Annotated in this window: 14 protein-coding genes and 2 pseudogenes; 5 read left to right on the top strand and 11 right to left on the bottom strand. The window is 67.6% G+C overall.

What is annotated here, in order from left to right; translation table 11 throughout:
- Nucleotides 1-4: 4 nt before the first annotated feature.
- Nucleotides 5-1,042: an Hsp33 family molecular chaperone HslO gene (locus RX333_RS15355; RefSeq protein WP_316015838.1), complete on the bottom strand. Its 1,038-nt coding sequence runs from the start codon at nt 1,040-1,042 to the stop codon at nt 5-7.
- Nucleotides 1,043-1,129: 87 nt separating this feature from the next.
- Here RX333_RS15355 and RX333_RS15350 point away from each other — a divergent pair, with 87 nt between their 5' ends.
- Entirely contained in the window at nt 1,130-1,570 is a 441-nt protein-coding gene (locus RX333_RS15350) for an NUDIX domain-containing protein (protein WP_316015837.1), read from the top strand.
- A 189-nt stretch (nt 1,571-1,759) separates the two neighbouring features.
- Here the strand turns inward: RX333_RS15350 and RX333_RS15345 are convergent, their stop codons facing one another.
- Nucleotides 1,760-2,569: an ABC transporter permease gene (locus tag RX333_RS15345; protein WP_316015836.1), complete on the bottom strand. Its 810-nt coding sequence runs from the start codon at nt 2,567-2,569 to the stop codon at nt 1,760-1,762.
- Nucleotides 2,570-2,720: 151 nt separating this feature from the next.
- On the opposite strand from RX333_RS15345, the gene RX333_RS15340 reads away from it, so the two are divergent.
- Nucleotides 2,721-3,320: a GcrA family cell cycle regulator gene (locus RX333_RS15340; protein ID WP_316015835.1), complete on the top strand. Its 600-nt coding sequence runs from the start codon at nt 2,721-2,723 to the stop codon at nt 3,318-3,320.
- Between the two features lie 71 nt (nt 3,321-3,391).
- Here the strand turns inward: RX333_RS15340 and RX333_RS15335 are convergent, their stop codons facing one another.
- The 9 genes and pseudogenes from RX333_RS15335 to RX333_RS15300 form a co-directional block, all read right to left on the bottom strand.
- On the bottom strand, nt 3,392-4,429 hold the full coding sequence (locus RX333_RS15335; RefSeq protein WP_316015834.1) for a TRAP transporter substrate-binding protein: 1,038 nt from the start codon (nt 4,427-4,429) through the stop codon (nt 3,392-3,394).
- Between the two features lie 77 nt (nt 4,430-4,506).
- Nucleotides 4,507-5,211 carry a phosphate regulon transcriptional regulator PhoB gene (gene phoB / locus RX333_RS15330; protein WP_316015833.1) on the bottom strand — a complete coding sequence of 235 codons (705 nt, stop codon included), beginning with the start codon at nt 5,209-5,211 and terminating at the stop codon, nt 4,507-4,509.
- Between the two features lie 10 nt (nt 5,212-5,221).
- Nucleotides 5,222-5,920, bottom strand: a complete 699-nt coding sequence (gene phoU / locus RX333_RS15325; RefSeq protein ID WP_316015832.1) for a phosphate signaling complex protein PhoU — start codon at nt 5,918-5,920, stop codon at nt 5,222-5,224.
- A gap of 22 nt (nt 5,921-5,942) precedes the next feature.
- Nucleotides 5,943-6,740 (bottom strand): phosphate ABC transporter ATP-binding protein PstB, encoded by a 798-nt coding sequence (pstB, locus tag RX333_RS15320; protein WP_316015831.1) that lies wholly within the window; start codon nt 6,738-6,740, stop codon nt 5,943-5,945.
- 26 nt (nt 6,741-6,766) lie between these two features.
- Nucleotides 6,767-7,528 (bottom strand): annotated as a pseudogene (gene pstA, locus RX333_RS17265) (phosphate ABC transporter permease PstA); the annotation flags it as partial.
- 543 nt (nt 7,529-8,071) lie between these two features.
- Nucleotides 8,072-8,536, bottom strand: a pseudogene (locus tag RX333_RS17260) (DUF3333 domain-containing protein); the annotation flags it as partial.
- 20 nt (nt 8,537-8,556) lie between these two features.
- Nucleotides 8,557-9,936 carry a phosphate ABC transporter permease subunit PstC gene (pstC, locus tag RX333_RS15310; protein ID WP_316015829.1) on the bottom strand — a complete coding sequence of 460 codons (1,380 nt, stop codon included), beginning with the start codon at nt 9,934-9,936 and terminating at the stop codon, nt 8,557-8,559.
- Between the two features lie 109 nt (nt 9,937-10,045).
- Complete coding sequence (locus tag RX333_RS15305) at nt 10,046-11,029, bottom strand: substrate-binding domain-containing protein (RefSeq protein WP_316015828.1); 984 nt, start codon at nt 11,027-11,029, stop codon at nt 10,046-10,048.
- A gap of 150 nt (nt 11,030-11,179) precedes the next feature.
- Nucleotides 11,180-12,430 (bottom strand): sensor histidine kinase, encoded by a 1,251-nt coding sequence (locus tag RX333_RS15300; protein ID WP_316015827.1) that lies wholly within the window; start codon nt 12,428-12,430, stop codon nt 11,180-11,182.
- 80 nt (nt 12,431-12,510) lie between these two features.
- Between RX333_RS15300 and RX333_RS15295 the strand changes: the two genes are divergently transcribed.
- The 3 genes from RX333_RS15295 to RX333_RS15285 all read left to right on the top strand — a co-directional run.
- A complete protein-coding gene (locus RX333_RS15295; protein ID WP_316015826.1) occupies nt 12,511-12,918 on the top strand; it encodes a DUF1178 family protein in 408 nt (135 codons plus the stop codon).
- Nucleotides 12,919-13,234: 316 nt separating this feature from the next.
- Nucleotides 13,235-14,500: an aspartate kinase gene (locus tag RX333_RS15290; RefSeq protein ID WP_316015825.1), complete on the top strand. Its 1,266-nt coding sequence runs from the start codon at nt 13,235-13,237 to the stop codon at nt 14,498-14,500.
- Between the two features lie 33 nt (nt 14,501-14,533).
- Nucleotides 14,534-15,302, top strand: a 769-nt coding sequence (locus tag RX333_RS15285; protein ID WP_316015824.1) for an FAD-binding oxidoreductase, incomplete at its 3' end; no start/stop codon positions are given.

Here is a 15,302-nt window from a genome sequence, read left to right as displayed (position 1 = left end):
GCGCTCAGGCCGGACGGCCGGGCCAGGTCGGCTTCGCCGCCTCGGCAGCCGCCTCCGCCGCTGCGGGATCGGCTTCGAAGCCGAGCACTTCGGGCGGCAACTCGTAATGCGCGCCGCAGAACTGGCAGTCGGCGGTGACCTTGCCGTCCTCGGTGGTCATCTTCTCGACATCCTTCGACGAGTAGATCGACATGGTCTGCACCACCTTCGCCGCTGAGCATCCACAGCCGAAGGCCACGGGCTGTGCATCGAACACGCGCGGCGTTTCCTCGTGGAACAGGCGCACCAGCAGGCGGTCGGGCGTCACGTGCGGGCCGACCAGCTCGGTCAGTTCGGTCGTCTCCAGCAGCGTGGTCACGCGGTTCCAGTCCTCTTCCGCATCGCCCGACACGAGGTCGGAGGCGTCGAGCAGACCGCCTTCGCCAGACCCTTCCTCGCCCGTCACATGGCTGCCCGCGGGCGGCATGTGCTGGACCATGATACCGCCGCCGCGCCAGGTCTCGCCCGCCTCCTCGACCTGCCGCGCGGCGGCAAGGACGAAGCGGGTGGGCAGCTGCTCGGACTGCGCGAAATAGGTCTCGGCACAGGCGGCGAGCGATCCGCCCGCCAGCGGCGTGATGCCCTGGTAGGGCTGCATCCCCTGCCCCTGGTCGATTATGATGGCGAACATGCCCTTGCCGATCTGCGGGAAACCGGGGGCGTTCGCCTCCAGCCGGTCCGCGTCGTAGCTGGCATAGGCGCGCAGGGTCGCAGGCTCGCCATCCTTGCCGGGCGCGTAGTAGTCGGTGGCGATCAGACGGATGGGGCCGTCGCCGCGGATCTGCAGGCTCAGCTTCCAGCGCAGCTTCAGCGTCTGACCGATCATGGCGGTCAGCAGCACGGCCTGGGCCACCTGCTCGGACACGGTGTCGGGATAGGCGTGCTGGCCGAGGATGGTGTCGAGCGTTTCGTCCAGACGCGCGACACGCCCGCGCATGTCGGAGGCGTCGAGCTGGAAGGGCAGGATCGCGTCGTCCCACGCGATGGTCGCGGCGTCGGTCATCTGGTCGTCTCCGGGGCTTTTCATACGAAGGTGCCACATAGTATGCGGGTCGGGCCAATGTAACCCCCGCCCGAACGGGAGCCTGCCATGCGCCGATTCGGTCAACAGCCCCAGATCGGGCGCTCCTACCGCGAACGCCCCGGCGCCTATGCGCTGATCGCCGACGGACGCTGGATCATGGTCGTCGCGACCAGCCAGGAGTGGGAGCCGCTGGTCCTGCCGGGCGGTGGCGTCGATCCGGGCGAGCAGCCGCGCGCGGCGCTGCACCGCGAGGTGAGGGAGGAGACCGGCTGGACCATCGCGCCGGTCCGGCGGCTGACGAGTTACCAGCGGCACACCTACATGCCCGAATACGACATGTGGGCGCGCAAGGTCTGCACGATCCACCTTTGCCGGCCCGGCCTGCGCCTCGGCCCGCCCAGCGAGCCGGATCACCGGCCGCACTGGATGCTGGCGGAGGAGGCCGCGCGAAGGCTGTCGCTGCGGCCGGAGCGGGAAGCGGTGGCGCGGGTGTTCGGTCTAAGATAAGCGCGGAATCTAGGGCGCTAGCCCGCCGCGCATCGGTCGTGCTGGAAGCACGCCTTCGGCGTGACCCGCCCCCCGGCACGGCGATTTAGCAGGTGGAGGCGCAACGCAGGACGGTCATGCGGACTTGGCCGACATGAAGTGCGATGCACATCCGTAGGATCGCCGTCCCACGGCCCGCCGCTGCTCGTCTCAGCTCTTGAGACGATAGCCGGTCACGAAGAAGCGCCAGCACACGTACCACAGCGCCGCGATGACGATCAGGATGATCGCCGCGCCCAGCCAGGGCGAGCTGTCGGATTGCCCGAGAATGCCGTAACGGAACCCGTCGATCACGTAGAACACCGGGTTCGCGTGGCTGATGACCGACATGGCGGGCGGCAGCGTCTCGATCGAATAGAACGTGCCGGACAGGAAGCTGAGCGGGGTCACGATGAAATTGGTGATCGCGGCCATCTGGTCGAACTTCTCGGCATAGACACCGGCGAGGATGCCGACGAGGCTCATCAGCGTCGCGCCCAGCAGCACGAAGACCAGCGCCCAGACCGGCTGCGCCACCCCGACGCCGGCGAAGGGGAACACCACCAGCGCCACGAAGACGGCGACCAGCGCCCCGCGCGCCACGCCGCCCGCGACGTAGCCCGCCATGATCTCCATCGGGCTCAGCGGTGGCATCAACGTGTCGACGATATTGCCCTGAACCTTCGAGATGACGATGGAGGACGAGGTGTTGGCGAAGGCGTTCTGGATCACCGTCATCATCACGATCCCAGGTGCCAGGAACTGCGCGAAGGGCATTCCCATCACGTCCCCCCGCCGGTCGCCGAGTGCGAGCACGAAGATCAGCATGAACAGAAGCGCGGTCGCCATCGGCGCGGCCAGCGTCTGCGTCCAGACATTGGTGAAGCGCCGGATCTCGCGCATCGCGAGGGTGCGGGTGCCCAGGCTGTTCCAGCGGCCGAAGCGGCGCTCTCCCATCGGGCGGATGTCGGTCTGGCTCATGGTATTGTCCTTCGTCGTCGCGGGCGACGCGGAGCCGCCTCTTGTATCCGGGCGGCGCGAAGCCATAATATGCACTCGAAACGCAAGGGTATGCGGTGTGCGGTCATATGGGCCGCATTTTCGTTTTTGGAAGATGAGGAAGGCGGGGCCGATGTCGTGGACCGATGAGCGTGTGGAAATCCTCAAGCAGATGTGGTCGGAGGGCAAGTCGGCCTCCGTCATCGCGAAGGAGCTGGGCGGCGTCACCCGCAACGCCGTGATCGGCAAGGTGCACCGGCTGGGCCTGTCGAACCGGACGGCCGCGGCCCCGGCGGCGCCCGCGAAACCGGCCGAGCCCGCGCCGGAGGTCAAGGCCGCCACCCCGCCGCCCGAAAAGGAGGCGCCGCCGCGCAAGCCGACGCCCGCGCCAGAACCCGCCGCCAAGGTCGAGCCGAAGCCCGCCAATGCGCCCATTCCGCCGCGCAAGCCGATCATCACCGCCGGCCAGCCGCTGCCGCCGCAGCCTTCCGCGAACGAGATCAGCGCCGAGGCGCTGGCCAACCTCGCCGAGGTGGAGAAGCACGCGAAGAAGCTGACGCTGATGCAGTTGACCGAGCGGACCTGCAAGTGGCCCATCGGCGATCCGGCGACCGAGGAGTTCTGGTTCTGCGGTCTGCCCTGCCAGCCGGGAAAGCCCTATTGCGAGGCGCACACCGCAGTCGCCTTCCAGCCCATGTCGTCCCGCCGCGACCGCCGGTCGGGCAGCCGCTGACCGATCCCGCCGGATTGCGGCCCCGCCTCATGCGACGCGGCGGGACCTGACTATATCGAGCGTGCGTCGGCTCAGAGCTGGCTCTGCCCCGTCTGGCGACGCAAGGTGGTCAAGGCATATTCCGCATCGAAGCCCTGCGCGGCGACCCGTTCGATCCACTGCCGCTCATAGGCGCGGCCGCGCATCTCGATATCGGCGATCAACTCGTCGCTGGCGCGTCGGATCTCGATCCCCGCGGCCTCGGCATCCTGTTTGCCCAGATAGTCCACATGGTCGAAACTCTTTCCGGCGAGAGGTCCGATCGCTTCGGCCGAGACCTCCTTGATGGCACGCTGATCGCGGTCGGAGATCAGGTTCCACTTGTCCCGATTCATCACGAAGAACCAGGTCGCGTTGTAGATGCCACCGGGGAATTCCAGCAAATGTCCGATATGGGGCGTTACGCCAAAGGCAGGCAGCGCCTCATAGGGCAATGCTGTCCCGTCTATCGCGCCTTCATCAAGGGCAGCTGCGATCTGACCCGGCGGCATAGCCACCGATTCCGCACCAAGTTGCTCTAGAAGCTGGGCGATATATCCACCGGAGTTGCGCATACGCAGCCCCTCCAGATCGCCGATCGTCTCGATCCGGCGGTCGCGTGTCATGATCAGCCCCGGACCATGCGTGAACAGGCCAAGCAATTCGACACCCTCATGCTCCGCGTCTGCATCGAGTATGTTGCGGTAGATGTCGGAGAAAACCACGGACGTACCGTAACTGTCTCCGAGAAAAGAGAACTGTCCGATCTGCGAGCGCAAGAAGGCATCGGGCCCACTATATCCATGAAGCGCGAAGCTGAGATCGGAGACGCCGGTCCTTGTCCGCTCATATTGTGCGGGAGGCGGTCCAGAATCGCCTGTCCCGACACGGAACCGAACGCGCCCACCTGTCACATCCGAGACAATCTCGAAATATGGATCCAGAATATAATATGGCACCGCGCTGCGCGGCGGCACCCAGACGGGCATCGTGAATTCGAGCGTCTGCGCCTTCAGAACATTCGGAGCCGCGAGGGCCGTGGCTGCAAAGGCCCCGGACAGCAGTGCCCCGCGCCGTGTCATTCCAGTCATCCAAGAATCCTCCCCGATTCGTTATGCGGCAGGATTGTTACGCTACCAAACAGTTATGGGAAGAAGTCTTTGTGTCGCTATGCCCGCGCGCCCGGCTCGTAGGTCTCGTCGAGCGCGTATCCGGCGGAGCGGACGGTGCGGACCGGATCCTTCTCCCCCCGGCGGTTCAGCGCCTTGCGCAAGCGCCCGACATGGACGTCCACGGTGCGGATCTCGACATAGACGTCCTGTCCCCAGACCCGGTCGAGCAGCTGCTCTCGGCTGAACACCCGACCCGGACGCTGCATCAGCACGTCGAGCAGGCGGAACTCGGTGGGGCCCAGATGCACGTCGCGCTTGCCGCGCTTCACCCGGCACGTCTCGCGGTCGAGCGTGATGTCGGCGAAGGTCGCCACGTCGCTCGCCACGCCGGGGCGCGTCCGGCGCAGCACCGCGCGCATCCGCGCCACCAGTTCCGACATCGAGAAGGGCTTGGTCAGGTAGTCGTCCGCGCCGGTCTGGAGGCCGCGGATCCGGTCCTCCTCCTCGCCGCGCGCAGTCAGCATGATGATCGGGATGTCGCGGGTCTGGTTCCGTGCACGCAACTGGCGGCAGATCTCGACACCCGAGACATTGGGCAGCATCCAGTCGAGCAGCACGATATCGGGCGCGTCCTCCTCGACCATGACCAACGCATCGTCGCCATCGTCGGCGAGGATGACGTCGAAGCCCTCCTTGCCGAGATTGTAGTTCAGAAGCTCCGCCAGCGGCGCTTCGTCCTCGACCACCAGAACCTTCGCCATGTCCCGTTCCTCAGAACCCGTCCAGGCCGATCGGCTCGCCCTTGGGGCGGTCGTCGCCCAGCGGTTCGCCCTCGACGATGTAGTAGGTCATCTCGGCCAGGTGCGTGACGTGGTCGCCGATCCGCTCCAGGTTCTTCGCGATGAACAGCAGCTGCGAGCCGAGGCCGATGGTCCGCGGATCCTCCATCATGTAGGTCACGACCTCGCGGAAGATGGAGTTGTAGACCTCGTCGATCTCGATGTCGCGGCGCCAGACGCTGACGGCGATGGCCGTGTCGCGCGAGGTGAAGGCGTCGAGCATCTCGGTCAGCTGGCCCAGCGTCTGCTGGCCCATGCGCACGATGGAGGAGCTGAGCTTCACCGGCCGCACGCTCGACAGGTAGACGGCGCGGCGGGCGATGTTCTTCGACAGATCGCCGATCCGCTCCAGCGTCGAGGCCATCTTGAGCGCCGAGATCATCAGCCGCAGGTCGCCCGCCATCGGCTGACGCAGGGCGATGACGCGGGTGGCGAGCTGCTCGACCTCCAGCTCGATCTTGTCGAGCCGCTTGTCGCGGGCGATGACCTCCTGCGCGAGCTGGGGGTCGCGGTTCTTGACCGCCTCCAGCGCGGAAGACAGCAGCTCCTCCGCCAGCCCACCCATCTCGGAGATGCGGGCCTGGACGGCGATGAGGTCGTCGTCGAACGATGATACGATATGCGGACCCATTTTCCGGCCCTCCTCTCTTGGATCAGCCGAAGCGACCCGTGATGTAATCCTGCGTGCGCTTGTCGACGGGGTTGGTGAAGATCTGGTTGGTCTCGCCATATTCGGCGATGACGCCGAGGTGGAAGAACGCCGTCTTCTGGCTGACGCGCGCGGCCTGCTGCATCGAGTGGGTGACGATCACCACGGCGAAGTCCTGCCGCAGCTCGTCGATCAGCTCCTCGATCTGGGCGGTGGCGATCGGGTCGAGCGCCGAGCACGGCTCGTCCATCAACAGCACCTCGGGCGCCGTCGCGATGGCGCGCGCGATGCACAGCCGCTGCTGCTGACCACCCGACAGCCCCGTACCCGGCTGGTCGAGACGGTCCTTCACCTCGTTCCAGATCGCGGCGCGGCGCAGCGATTTCTCGACCACCTCGTCGAGATCGGCCTTGTTGTTCACCAGCCCGTGGATGCGCGGGCCGTAGGCGATGTTGTCGTAGATCGACTTGGGGAACGGGTTGGGCTTCTGGAACACCATGCCCACCCGCGCGCGCAGCGTCACCGGATCGACCGACTTGTCGTAGATGTCCTCGCCGTCGAGCAGGATGCGCCCCGTCACCTTCGCCGCGTCGATCGTGTCGTTCATGCGGTTGAGGCAGCGCAGGAAGGTCGACTTGCCGCAGCCCGACGGTCCGATGAAGGCCGTCACCGTCTTGTCGAGGATGTCGACATCCACGTCCTTGATCGCGTGGGTATCGCCGTAGAACACGTCCACGTTGCGGGATTCGATCTTGGTATCCTGGTTCATCAGGCTCTTCTCGGTCATGCGCATGTTGTTCATGTCAGTCTGTCCTTTGACCAGCTCGATTACCAGCGCCGCTCGAAGCGCTTGCGCAGGAAGACGGCGATTGCGTTCATCAGCACCAGGAAGGCGAGCAACACGCAGATCGCCGCGGCGGTGCGGGCCTCGAAGGCGCGCTCGGGGAAGTCCGACCAGCGGAAGACCTGCACGGGCAGGACAGTCGCGCTGTCGGTGATGCCGGTGGGGATGTCGACGATGAAGGCGACCATCCCGATCAGGATCAGCGGTGCCGTCTCGCCCAGCGCCTGCGCCATGCCGATAATCGTCCCCGTCAGGATGCCCGGCATCGCCAGCGGCAGCACGTGGTGGAAGCTGGTCTGCAGCTTCGACGCCCCCAGCCCCAGCGCCGCGTCGCGGATCGACGGCGGCACGGCCCGGATGGCCGCGCGGCTCGCGATGATGATGGTCGGCAGCGTCATCAGCGCCAGCACCATGCCGCCTGCGACGGGGGCCGAGCGCGGCACGCCGAAGAACCCGAGGAACACCGCGAGGCCCAGCAGGCCGAACACGATCGACGGGACGGCGGCGAGGTTGTTGATGTTCACCTCGACGAAATCGGTGAACCGGTTTCGGGGCGCGAACTCCTCCAGGTAGATCGCCGCCAGCGTGCCTATCGGGAAGGCCAGCACGAAGGTCACGAGCATCGTCCAGAACGACCCCACGGCCGCGCCCCAGATGCCTGCCCGCTCCGGATCGCGGCTGTCGCCGCCGGTGAAGAAGCGCCAGTTGAACACCTGGTCGATCGCGCCCTCGTCGCGCAGCTCCTCGATCCAGATGATGCGGTTGTCGCTGACCCGGCGCTGTTCCTCGGGCACGGGCTGCACGAGGATCTCGTAGGTCGGATCCGTCAGATCGGTGTTCGACAGCGGTGCCGCGACGGTCGCCTCCAGCTCGGAGGGGCCGACGCCGGTGGCCTTGAGCCAGCCGCCATTGATGCGGATCAGCACGCTCTCGTTATCCTCGTCCAAGGCTTCGAAGCCGGTCTCGGCCTCGCCGCGGCGGCGCAGGTCGGCGGCCTCGTCCTCCAGCGCGTCGCGCGCGTCGGCACGGCGGGCGGCCTCGGCGAGGTTGCTCTCGCGCTCCTCCGCCGTCTCGGCCACCTCGGCGCGACGCTCGAACTCGGTCACGCCGGCCTGCTGTCGACCCGCCTCGCGCCCGCGCCGGGCGGCGAGGTCCAGCAGGTCGGACTGCACGTCCTCGAAGATCTCGCGGAAGATCGGCGCGTCCGCTTCGATCCGCACCGTCTCCTCATCGACCGCGTCGAAGGTGACGTCCGCATCGGCATCGAGCGCGCGCAGCCGCCCGTACTCACCCTTGAGGTAGAGGTCGGTAAGGTCGGAGGCGAGCATCCGGGCCTCCACGGTCTGTCCGACCAGAGACGGATCCGCGATCACGCGGTCGCGCAGTTCCAGCGGTGCGGCGCTGGAATAGAGGTCCCCCAGTTCCCGCCGGTCGGTCCGGCCCGACACATAGGCGAAGCGGTCGCGGAACCGGTCGCGGATGACGTCCTCGTAATCGCCGCGACGCAGCGTCTCGGGGTCGTTCGGATCGACCTCCAGCGCCTCGGCATCCAGCGTCACCGGCAGGGTGATGTAGCTCTCGCTCAGCGCGTAGCGGGCGTTGCCCACGACCGACCACATCAGCGTGACCAGCGCGAGCCCCGCCAGCACGATCGCGGCGATGCCGTACAGGCGCAGCCGACGCTCCGCCGCGCGGCGCTTCTTCAGGCGGCGCTTGGACGCCTCGGACCCGTGATGGGCACTCAGTTCGCTCATCGCGACCATTGCACCTCTCCTCAGTCGTACATTTCGCGGTAGCGGCGCACGATGCGCAGCGCCACGACGTTGAGCGCGAGCGTCACGCAGAACAGCGTGAAGCCCAGCGCGAAGACGGGACCGGCGGCGGTCTCGATCTCGGTGTCGCCGGTATAGAGCATGACGATCTGCACGGTGACGGTCGTGACCGCCTCCAGCGGGTTCCAGGTCAGGTTCGCGCCCTGCCCCGCGGCCATGACCACGATCATCGTCTCCCCCACCGCGCGTGAGATGCCGAGCAGGATCGCCGACACGATTCCCGGCAGGGCGGCGGGCAGCACGACCTGGCGGATCGTCTCGGCCCGCGTCGCCCCCAGCCCGAACGAGCCGTCGCGCAAGGATTGCGGCACCGCGTTGATGACGTCGTCCGACAGGGAGGAGATGAAGGGGATGATCATGATCCCCATGACCGTCCCCGCGGCGAGTGCGGAGGAGCTGTCGACGTTCAGACCCAGCCACTCGCCCGCATTGCGGATCGCGGGCGCCACGGTGATCGCGGCGAAGAAGCCGTAGACCACCGTCGGCACGCCCGCGAGGATCTCCAGCATCGGCTTGGCCCAGGCGCGGGTGCGCTTGGAGGCGAAGTCCGACAGGTAGATCGCGGCGAAGAGACCCACCGGCACCGCCACCAGCATGGCGATGATGGTGATCATGAACGTGCCCGCAAACAGCGGCACCGCCCCCACCTTGTCGGGGTCGAGCTGGCCCTCGCTGATGCCCGACAGCGGCGACCAGGTGGTGCCGAACAGGTACTTGTGCACCTGCCAGTCGATCTTGGCGAAGAAGTTGATGGTCTCGGTGATCAGGCTCAGCACGATGCCCACGGTGGTCAGGATCGCGATGGCCGCGCAGACCAGCAGGGTGCCGCGGATGATCTGCTCGGACCGGTTGCGGGCGCGCCACTCGACCCCGATCTTGCCGTAGGTCAGCCAGGCGGCGGTCAGCGCCGCCAGGACCGGCAGCACGACCACGCCGATCCGCCGCCACAGGTCCATCGAGGAAATGGTGGCGGCCAGGCTCTCTCGCAGGTCGCCGGTGCGCGCGACGATGCCGCCCTCGGCGATCTGGTGCGCGTCGGAGAGGACGCGGTTGCGCTCCAGCGCGTTCAGCGTCGGATCAGCATCCATGATGATGGACATGTAGATCCGCTCGTTGAGCATCGACCACAGGATGTCCACGGCCAGCAGCGTGCCGACGCCCGCGATCAGGATCCACAAGAGCGAATACGTGCCGTGATAGCTCGGCCGCGAATGCAGCTTCGACAGGTCGCCGCCTGCCGCGCTGACCGCCTTCTGGCGCGAGGCGCCATAGGTCAGGATCGACAATCCGGTGATGAGGACAAGAGCGATGACCAGCGCCATTAGGGAGCCTCCGGCATGGGGTCGGGGACAGGTCCCCGGGAAGTTCAAGGCAGGGGCACCCGTAAAAGGTGCCCCTGCCCGTATCAAGCCTCCGCAGGTGCGGGGCAGATTATTCGAAGTCGTCCGCGGTCAGGACGGTCAGGCCGGAGACCCGCTCCTGCTGCTCGCCCAGCGCGTCCTCGTCGAGCGGGATCAGGCCGATGTCGAGCATGGAGCCGTCTTCGCCGATCATGTCGTCGGACATGAACATGTTGGCATATTCCTGCACGCCGGGAACGACGCCGACATGCGCGTTCTTGACGTAGAAGTAGAGCGAGCGGGACACGGGGTAGTCGCCATCGGCGATCGCGTCGAAGGTCGGCTCGACACCGGCGATCAGGGAGCCCTGGATCGCATCGGCGTTCTGGTCGAGGAAGGAGAAGCCGAAGATGCCGATGGCCTGCGGGTTCGCCTCCAGACGGGACACGATCAGGTTGTCGTTCTCGCCAGCGTCCACATAGACGCCGTCGTCACGGATCTCGGCGGAGTTCTCGCAGTCCGCGCCTTCGACGGTCTCGCAACCCTCTTCCATCACCAGCTCCTCGAACGCGTCGCGCGTGCCGGAGGAGGGCGGCGGGCCGAAGACCTCGATCTCGACCGCGGGCAGGGACGGGTCGATCTCGTTCCACATGGTCGGCAGCGGGCCGTCGGCGGCCAGCGCCTGCCAGATCTGACCGATGGTCAGGTCGTAGACCGGTGCGTCGTTGGAGTTGGCCAGAACGATCCCGTCATAGCCGATCAGCGCCTCGGTGACTTCTTCGACACCGTTTTCCATGCAGGTCTCGAGCTCGGAGGCCTTCATGCGGCGCGACGCGTTGGTCACGTCCGGATGCTCGACGCCGACGCCGGCGCAGAACAGCTCGATGCCGCCGCCCGATCCGGTCGATTCCACGATCGGGGTCGCGAAGTCGGTGGTGTCGCCGAAGCGCTCCGCCACGGCGGTGGAGAACGGGAAGACGGTGGAGGAACCGACGATCTGGATCTGATCGCGCGACTGGGCGTTCGCGCCAGCGGCGGCGACGAGGCCGGCGGTCGCGAGGGCAACGAGGTTCATGGTTTTCACGATGGAAACTCCGATATCTGGGCCTCTTGGCCCGGGTAGATTGTGCAGCCGGGATCGACCGCGCTTGCCTCCGGCGAACCGAAGCTGGGCGCTTTCTAGCAGCCGGCCTTTGCGGAATTGTGACAGTTTAATCACCTGAAATCACGACACATCTTCTGGATCGAGACAGGGGAGCCACAGCGTGAAGCGGCTCCCCTCTCCCGGTTCCGACTCAATTCCCAGCTCGCCGCCGTGGCGCGCGAGGATGTGCTTGACGATGGCGAGGCCCAGCCCGGTGCCGCCCTTCTCCATGCTCTGCTTGGCGTTCACCCGGTAGAACCGCTCGGTCAGGCGCGGCAGGTGCTCGCGCGCGATGCCGGGGCCGTCATCGGCGATGGTCACCCCGGTCAGGCCGGGATAGCGCGGATCGGCATCGGCGGCGAACAGGCGGACATGCGCGCCCGTCCCACCGTATTTCAGGGCGTTGTCGACGAGGTTGGTGATGACCTGCCCCAGCTGGTCGCGATCCGCGCACAGCGTGCAGTCAGGTACCTCCTCCACGTCCAGCGTCGCCTCCATGCGACGGACGAGCGGGGCCATGCCGTCCACGACCTCATGGATCAGGTCGGGCAGATCGACCCGGTCGGTCGGGGCGGCGTGGGCGCTCATCTCGATGCGGCTGAGCGACATCAGGTCCTCGACCAGCCGCTGCATTCGCGCGGCCTGCCGGGCCATGACCGTCAGGAAATGCTCACGCGCCTGCGGGTCGTCGCGCGCGTGGCCCTGCAACGTCTCGATATAGCCGATGATCGAGGCGAGCGGCGTGCGCAGCTCGTGGCTCGCATTGGCGATGAAGTCCGTGCGCATCCGCTCCGTCGCCATCCGGTCCGTCTGGTCGGAGACCTGCAGCAGCGCCATCGGCCCGGGGCCCAGCTCGGCCTCGCCCTCGAGCCGTCGCAGTTGGGCGGAGAGCTGCGCCTCGCCCGTCACGGTGCTGGCGGAGAAGGCGATCTCGGCCTCCACGGCGCCGTCGAGGATCGCGCCCACCGCCTCCACGAAGGCGGGCGCGCGGTAGAGCTGCGAGACATGCGCGCCGTTGGGCAGGCGGGGCGCCATCTCGCGCGCGGCGCGGTTGAAATAGATGATCCGCCCGCGCGCATCGATCACGAAGATCGGTCCCGGCACCTGTTCGAGCAGCTGCCGCCCCGCGCCGCGCGGCAGCGATACCCGGTCCGCCGGTCCCGACGCCTGCTCCACCTGCGGTGGCATCAGGACCCTGAGCGCGAGGATCGCCAGTCCCCCCGCGATCCCGACGGCCAGCATCACACCCCCCGCCCCAGCCCCGCCCTGCGCTGCATAGCCCGCGACGAGCGCGGCGGTGGCGAGGACGAGGATTTGGGGCCAGGGGGGCATGGGGACTCCGGTTTGGTGGCTTCAAACGAGCCTAGGGGGTTGCTACATAGACCTCCAGTTCGACGTTCCGGTGACGGCAGGTGATCAAATACGCGCTCAGATGTGCCGCGGGGCACGATTTCGAAAGCTGGTTTCCCGATGGGGAGACCTATGAGCGGCTGCGCGCGGGCGGGCACCTCAGCTGCGCCATCTGTGGCGAGGGCAAGGTCGAGAAGGCGCTGATGGCGCCGCGTGTCGGAAAGGCCGACGCACCCCTGTCGGGTCAGAAAACCCCGGCGGAACAGGCACTTGCAGCCCTGCGCAAGAAGGTCGAGAGCGAGAGCGACTACGTCGGCAAGGACTTTGCCGCCGAGGCGCGGCGCATCCACGAGGGCGAGTCCGACAAGCGCTCGATCTGGGGCGAGGCGCGGGCTCAGGATGCGAAGAAGCTGGTCGAGGACGGCATCCCGGTGGTGCCCCTGCCCTTCGGCCCGCGCAAGGTGAACTGAGCCGGGTTAACGCGATCTTCACCGACCTTACCGCGAAAAACGTGGTCTGCGATGCGTATGGCAGGCGTATGGCACGCGTATGGCAGATGGCTGGCAGGGGTAAATCGTTAACGCGCGGCCGGGCCACACGGGGTCAGAACGCGATGCAGGTCGATCCGTGCCGTGCCATTCTCGCGCGCCCGGCTCTCACCGGAGTATCCGAGGCCAGGGCCCAGCCGTCAGGATGTCGCCAAGACGTGTCCGGAGCACGCCGCGCGCTTGCCCCCTCGGCCCGCGCGGGCTATGACCCGCGGCGACCAAGCGCAAGGATCCTGCAATGCCCCGCCTCGTGATGAAATTCGGCGGCACCTCGGTGGCCGATCTCGACCGCATCCGCAATGCCGCGACCAAGGTGAAACGCGAGATCGACGCGGGCTACGACGTGGCCGTCGTCGTGTCGGCCATGTCCGGCAAGACCAACGAGCTGGTCGGCTGGGTCCGCGACGCGGCCAGCCCCGAGGGGGACAACCGCCCCGGCTTCTACGACGCGCGCGAATATGACAGCGTGGTGGCGAGCGGCGAGCAGGTGACGGCGGGGTTGATGGCGCTGACCTTGCAGCAGATGGGCGTTGATGCCCGCTCCTGGCTGGGCTGGCAGGTGCCGGTGCGCACCAGCGACGCGCATGGCGCGGCCCGGATCGAGGCGATCGAGACCGAGGGGCTGGACGCGAAATTCGCCGAGGGCACCCATGCGGTCATCGCGGGCTTCCAGGGGCTGGGGCCGAACGGGCGCATCACCACGCTGGGCCGCGGCGGGTCCGACACCACCGCCGTCGCCTTCGCCGCTGCACTGGGGGCGGAGCGCTGCGACATCTACACGGACGTGGACGGGGTCTACACCACAGATCCGCGCATCACGAAGAAGGCGCGCAAGCTCGACCGCATCGCCTACGAGGAGATGCTGGAGCTGGCGAGCCTCGGCGCGAAGGTGCTGCAGGTCCGCTCGGTCGAGCTGGCCATGGCGCACAAGGTCCGGCTGGCCGTGCGGTCGAGTTTTTCCGACGAGCCCGGCACGCTCGTCTGCGACGAGGAGGAAATCGTGGAATCCAACGTCATATCGGGCGTCGCCTACAGCCGCGACGAGGCGAAGATCACCCTGCGCAACCTGGCCGACAGCCCCGGCATCGCGGCCAGCGTCTTCGGCCCGCTGGCCGATGCGGGGGTGAACGTGGACATGATCATCCAGGACATCTCGGCCGAGGGGTTCACGGACATCACCTTCTCCTGCCCCGTGGACGATGTGGCCCGCGCGACCGAGGCGGTCGAGCGCGGCAAGGCGGACGGGTCCGTCGCCTATGACGACCTCGTGGTCGATACCGAGTGCGCCAAGGTCTCGATCGTCGGGATCGGCATGCGCTCCCACGCCGGGGTGGCGGGGCGGATGTTCCGCGCGCTGGCCGAGGAGAACATCAACATCAAGGTCATCACCACCTCCGAGATCAAGGTGAGCGTGCTGGTCGACCGCAAGTACATGGAGCTGGCGGTGCAGGCGCTGCATGACCAGTTCGGGCTGGAAAAGGTCGGCGAGCCGAGCCTGGCTTGACGGCCGCGCGGCCCGCGTGACCTGATCGCGCACATGGAACGGCACGATCTGGTCATCGCGGGGGGCGGCATCGTCGGCACGGCCACGGCGCTGTGGGCCCGGATGCGGGGCCTGGGCGTGGTGCTGATCGATCCCGCGCGGCCCGAGGACGGGACCGCGGCGGGCAGTGCCGGGGTCTTCGCCAGCTATTCCTGCCTACCGATCAACGATCCGTCGATCTTTCGCCGGTTGCCGGGACTGCTGGGCGGTGGGCAGAGCCCGCTGCGCGCGGCCCCGCTGCATCTGGTGCGGGAGATGCGGTGGCATCTCGCCTTCCTCGCCAATTGCACGAAGCGGCGCAGCCGGGCCATCGCGGGCGACCTCGCCTGGCTGCTGGCGCGCGCGGATTCCGGGATCGACCCGCTGATCGCCGAGGCCGATGCGGGCGATCTGGTGGTGGCGCGCGGGCAGGTCTCGGTCTGGACCGGGGCGCGCGGGGCGGACATGGCGGCGGCGGAAGTGGCGGCGGAGGCTGCGCATGGCATGGCGGTGGAGGCGCTCGATCCGGCACGCTTGCGGGAGATGGAGCCGGGCTTGGCGCTGGAGGCGACGGGGGCGAGTTTCCATCCGCGGGCGCGGCATCTGAGCGATCCCGGTGCGTTCATCGCGCGGCTGCGGACGCGATTCGAGGCGATGGGCGGCGAGGTGCTGCGCGCGACCGTGCGCGCCGTGCGCGAGGAGGCGGGCGGCGTGCGGGTCGAGACCGATGCCGGGGCGCTGCTGGCCGGTCATGCGGTGATCGCAAGTCGGAGGCCAAGCGGTC

This window comes from Roseobacter sp. HKCCA0434 (genome assembly GCF_032464675.1).
Lineage (GTDB): Bacteria > Pseudomonadota > Alphaproteobacteria > Rhodobacterales > Rhodobacteraceae > Pontivivens.
Note: the sequence above shows the minus strand (reverse complement) of the source record. Positions and strands in the feature narration are given on the sequence as shown.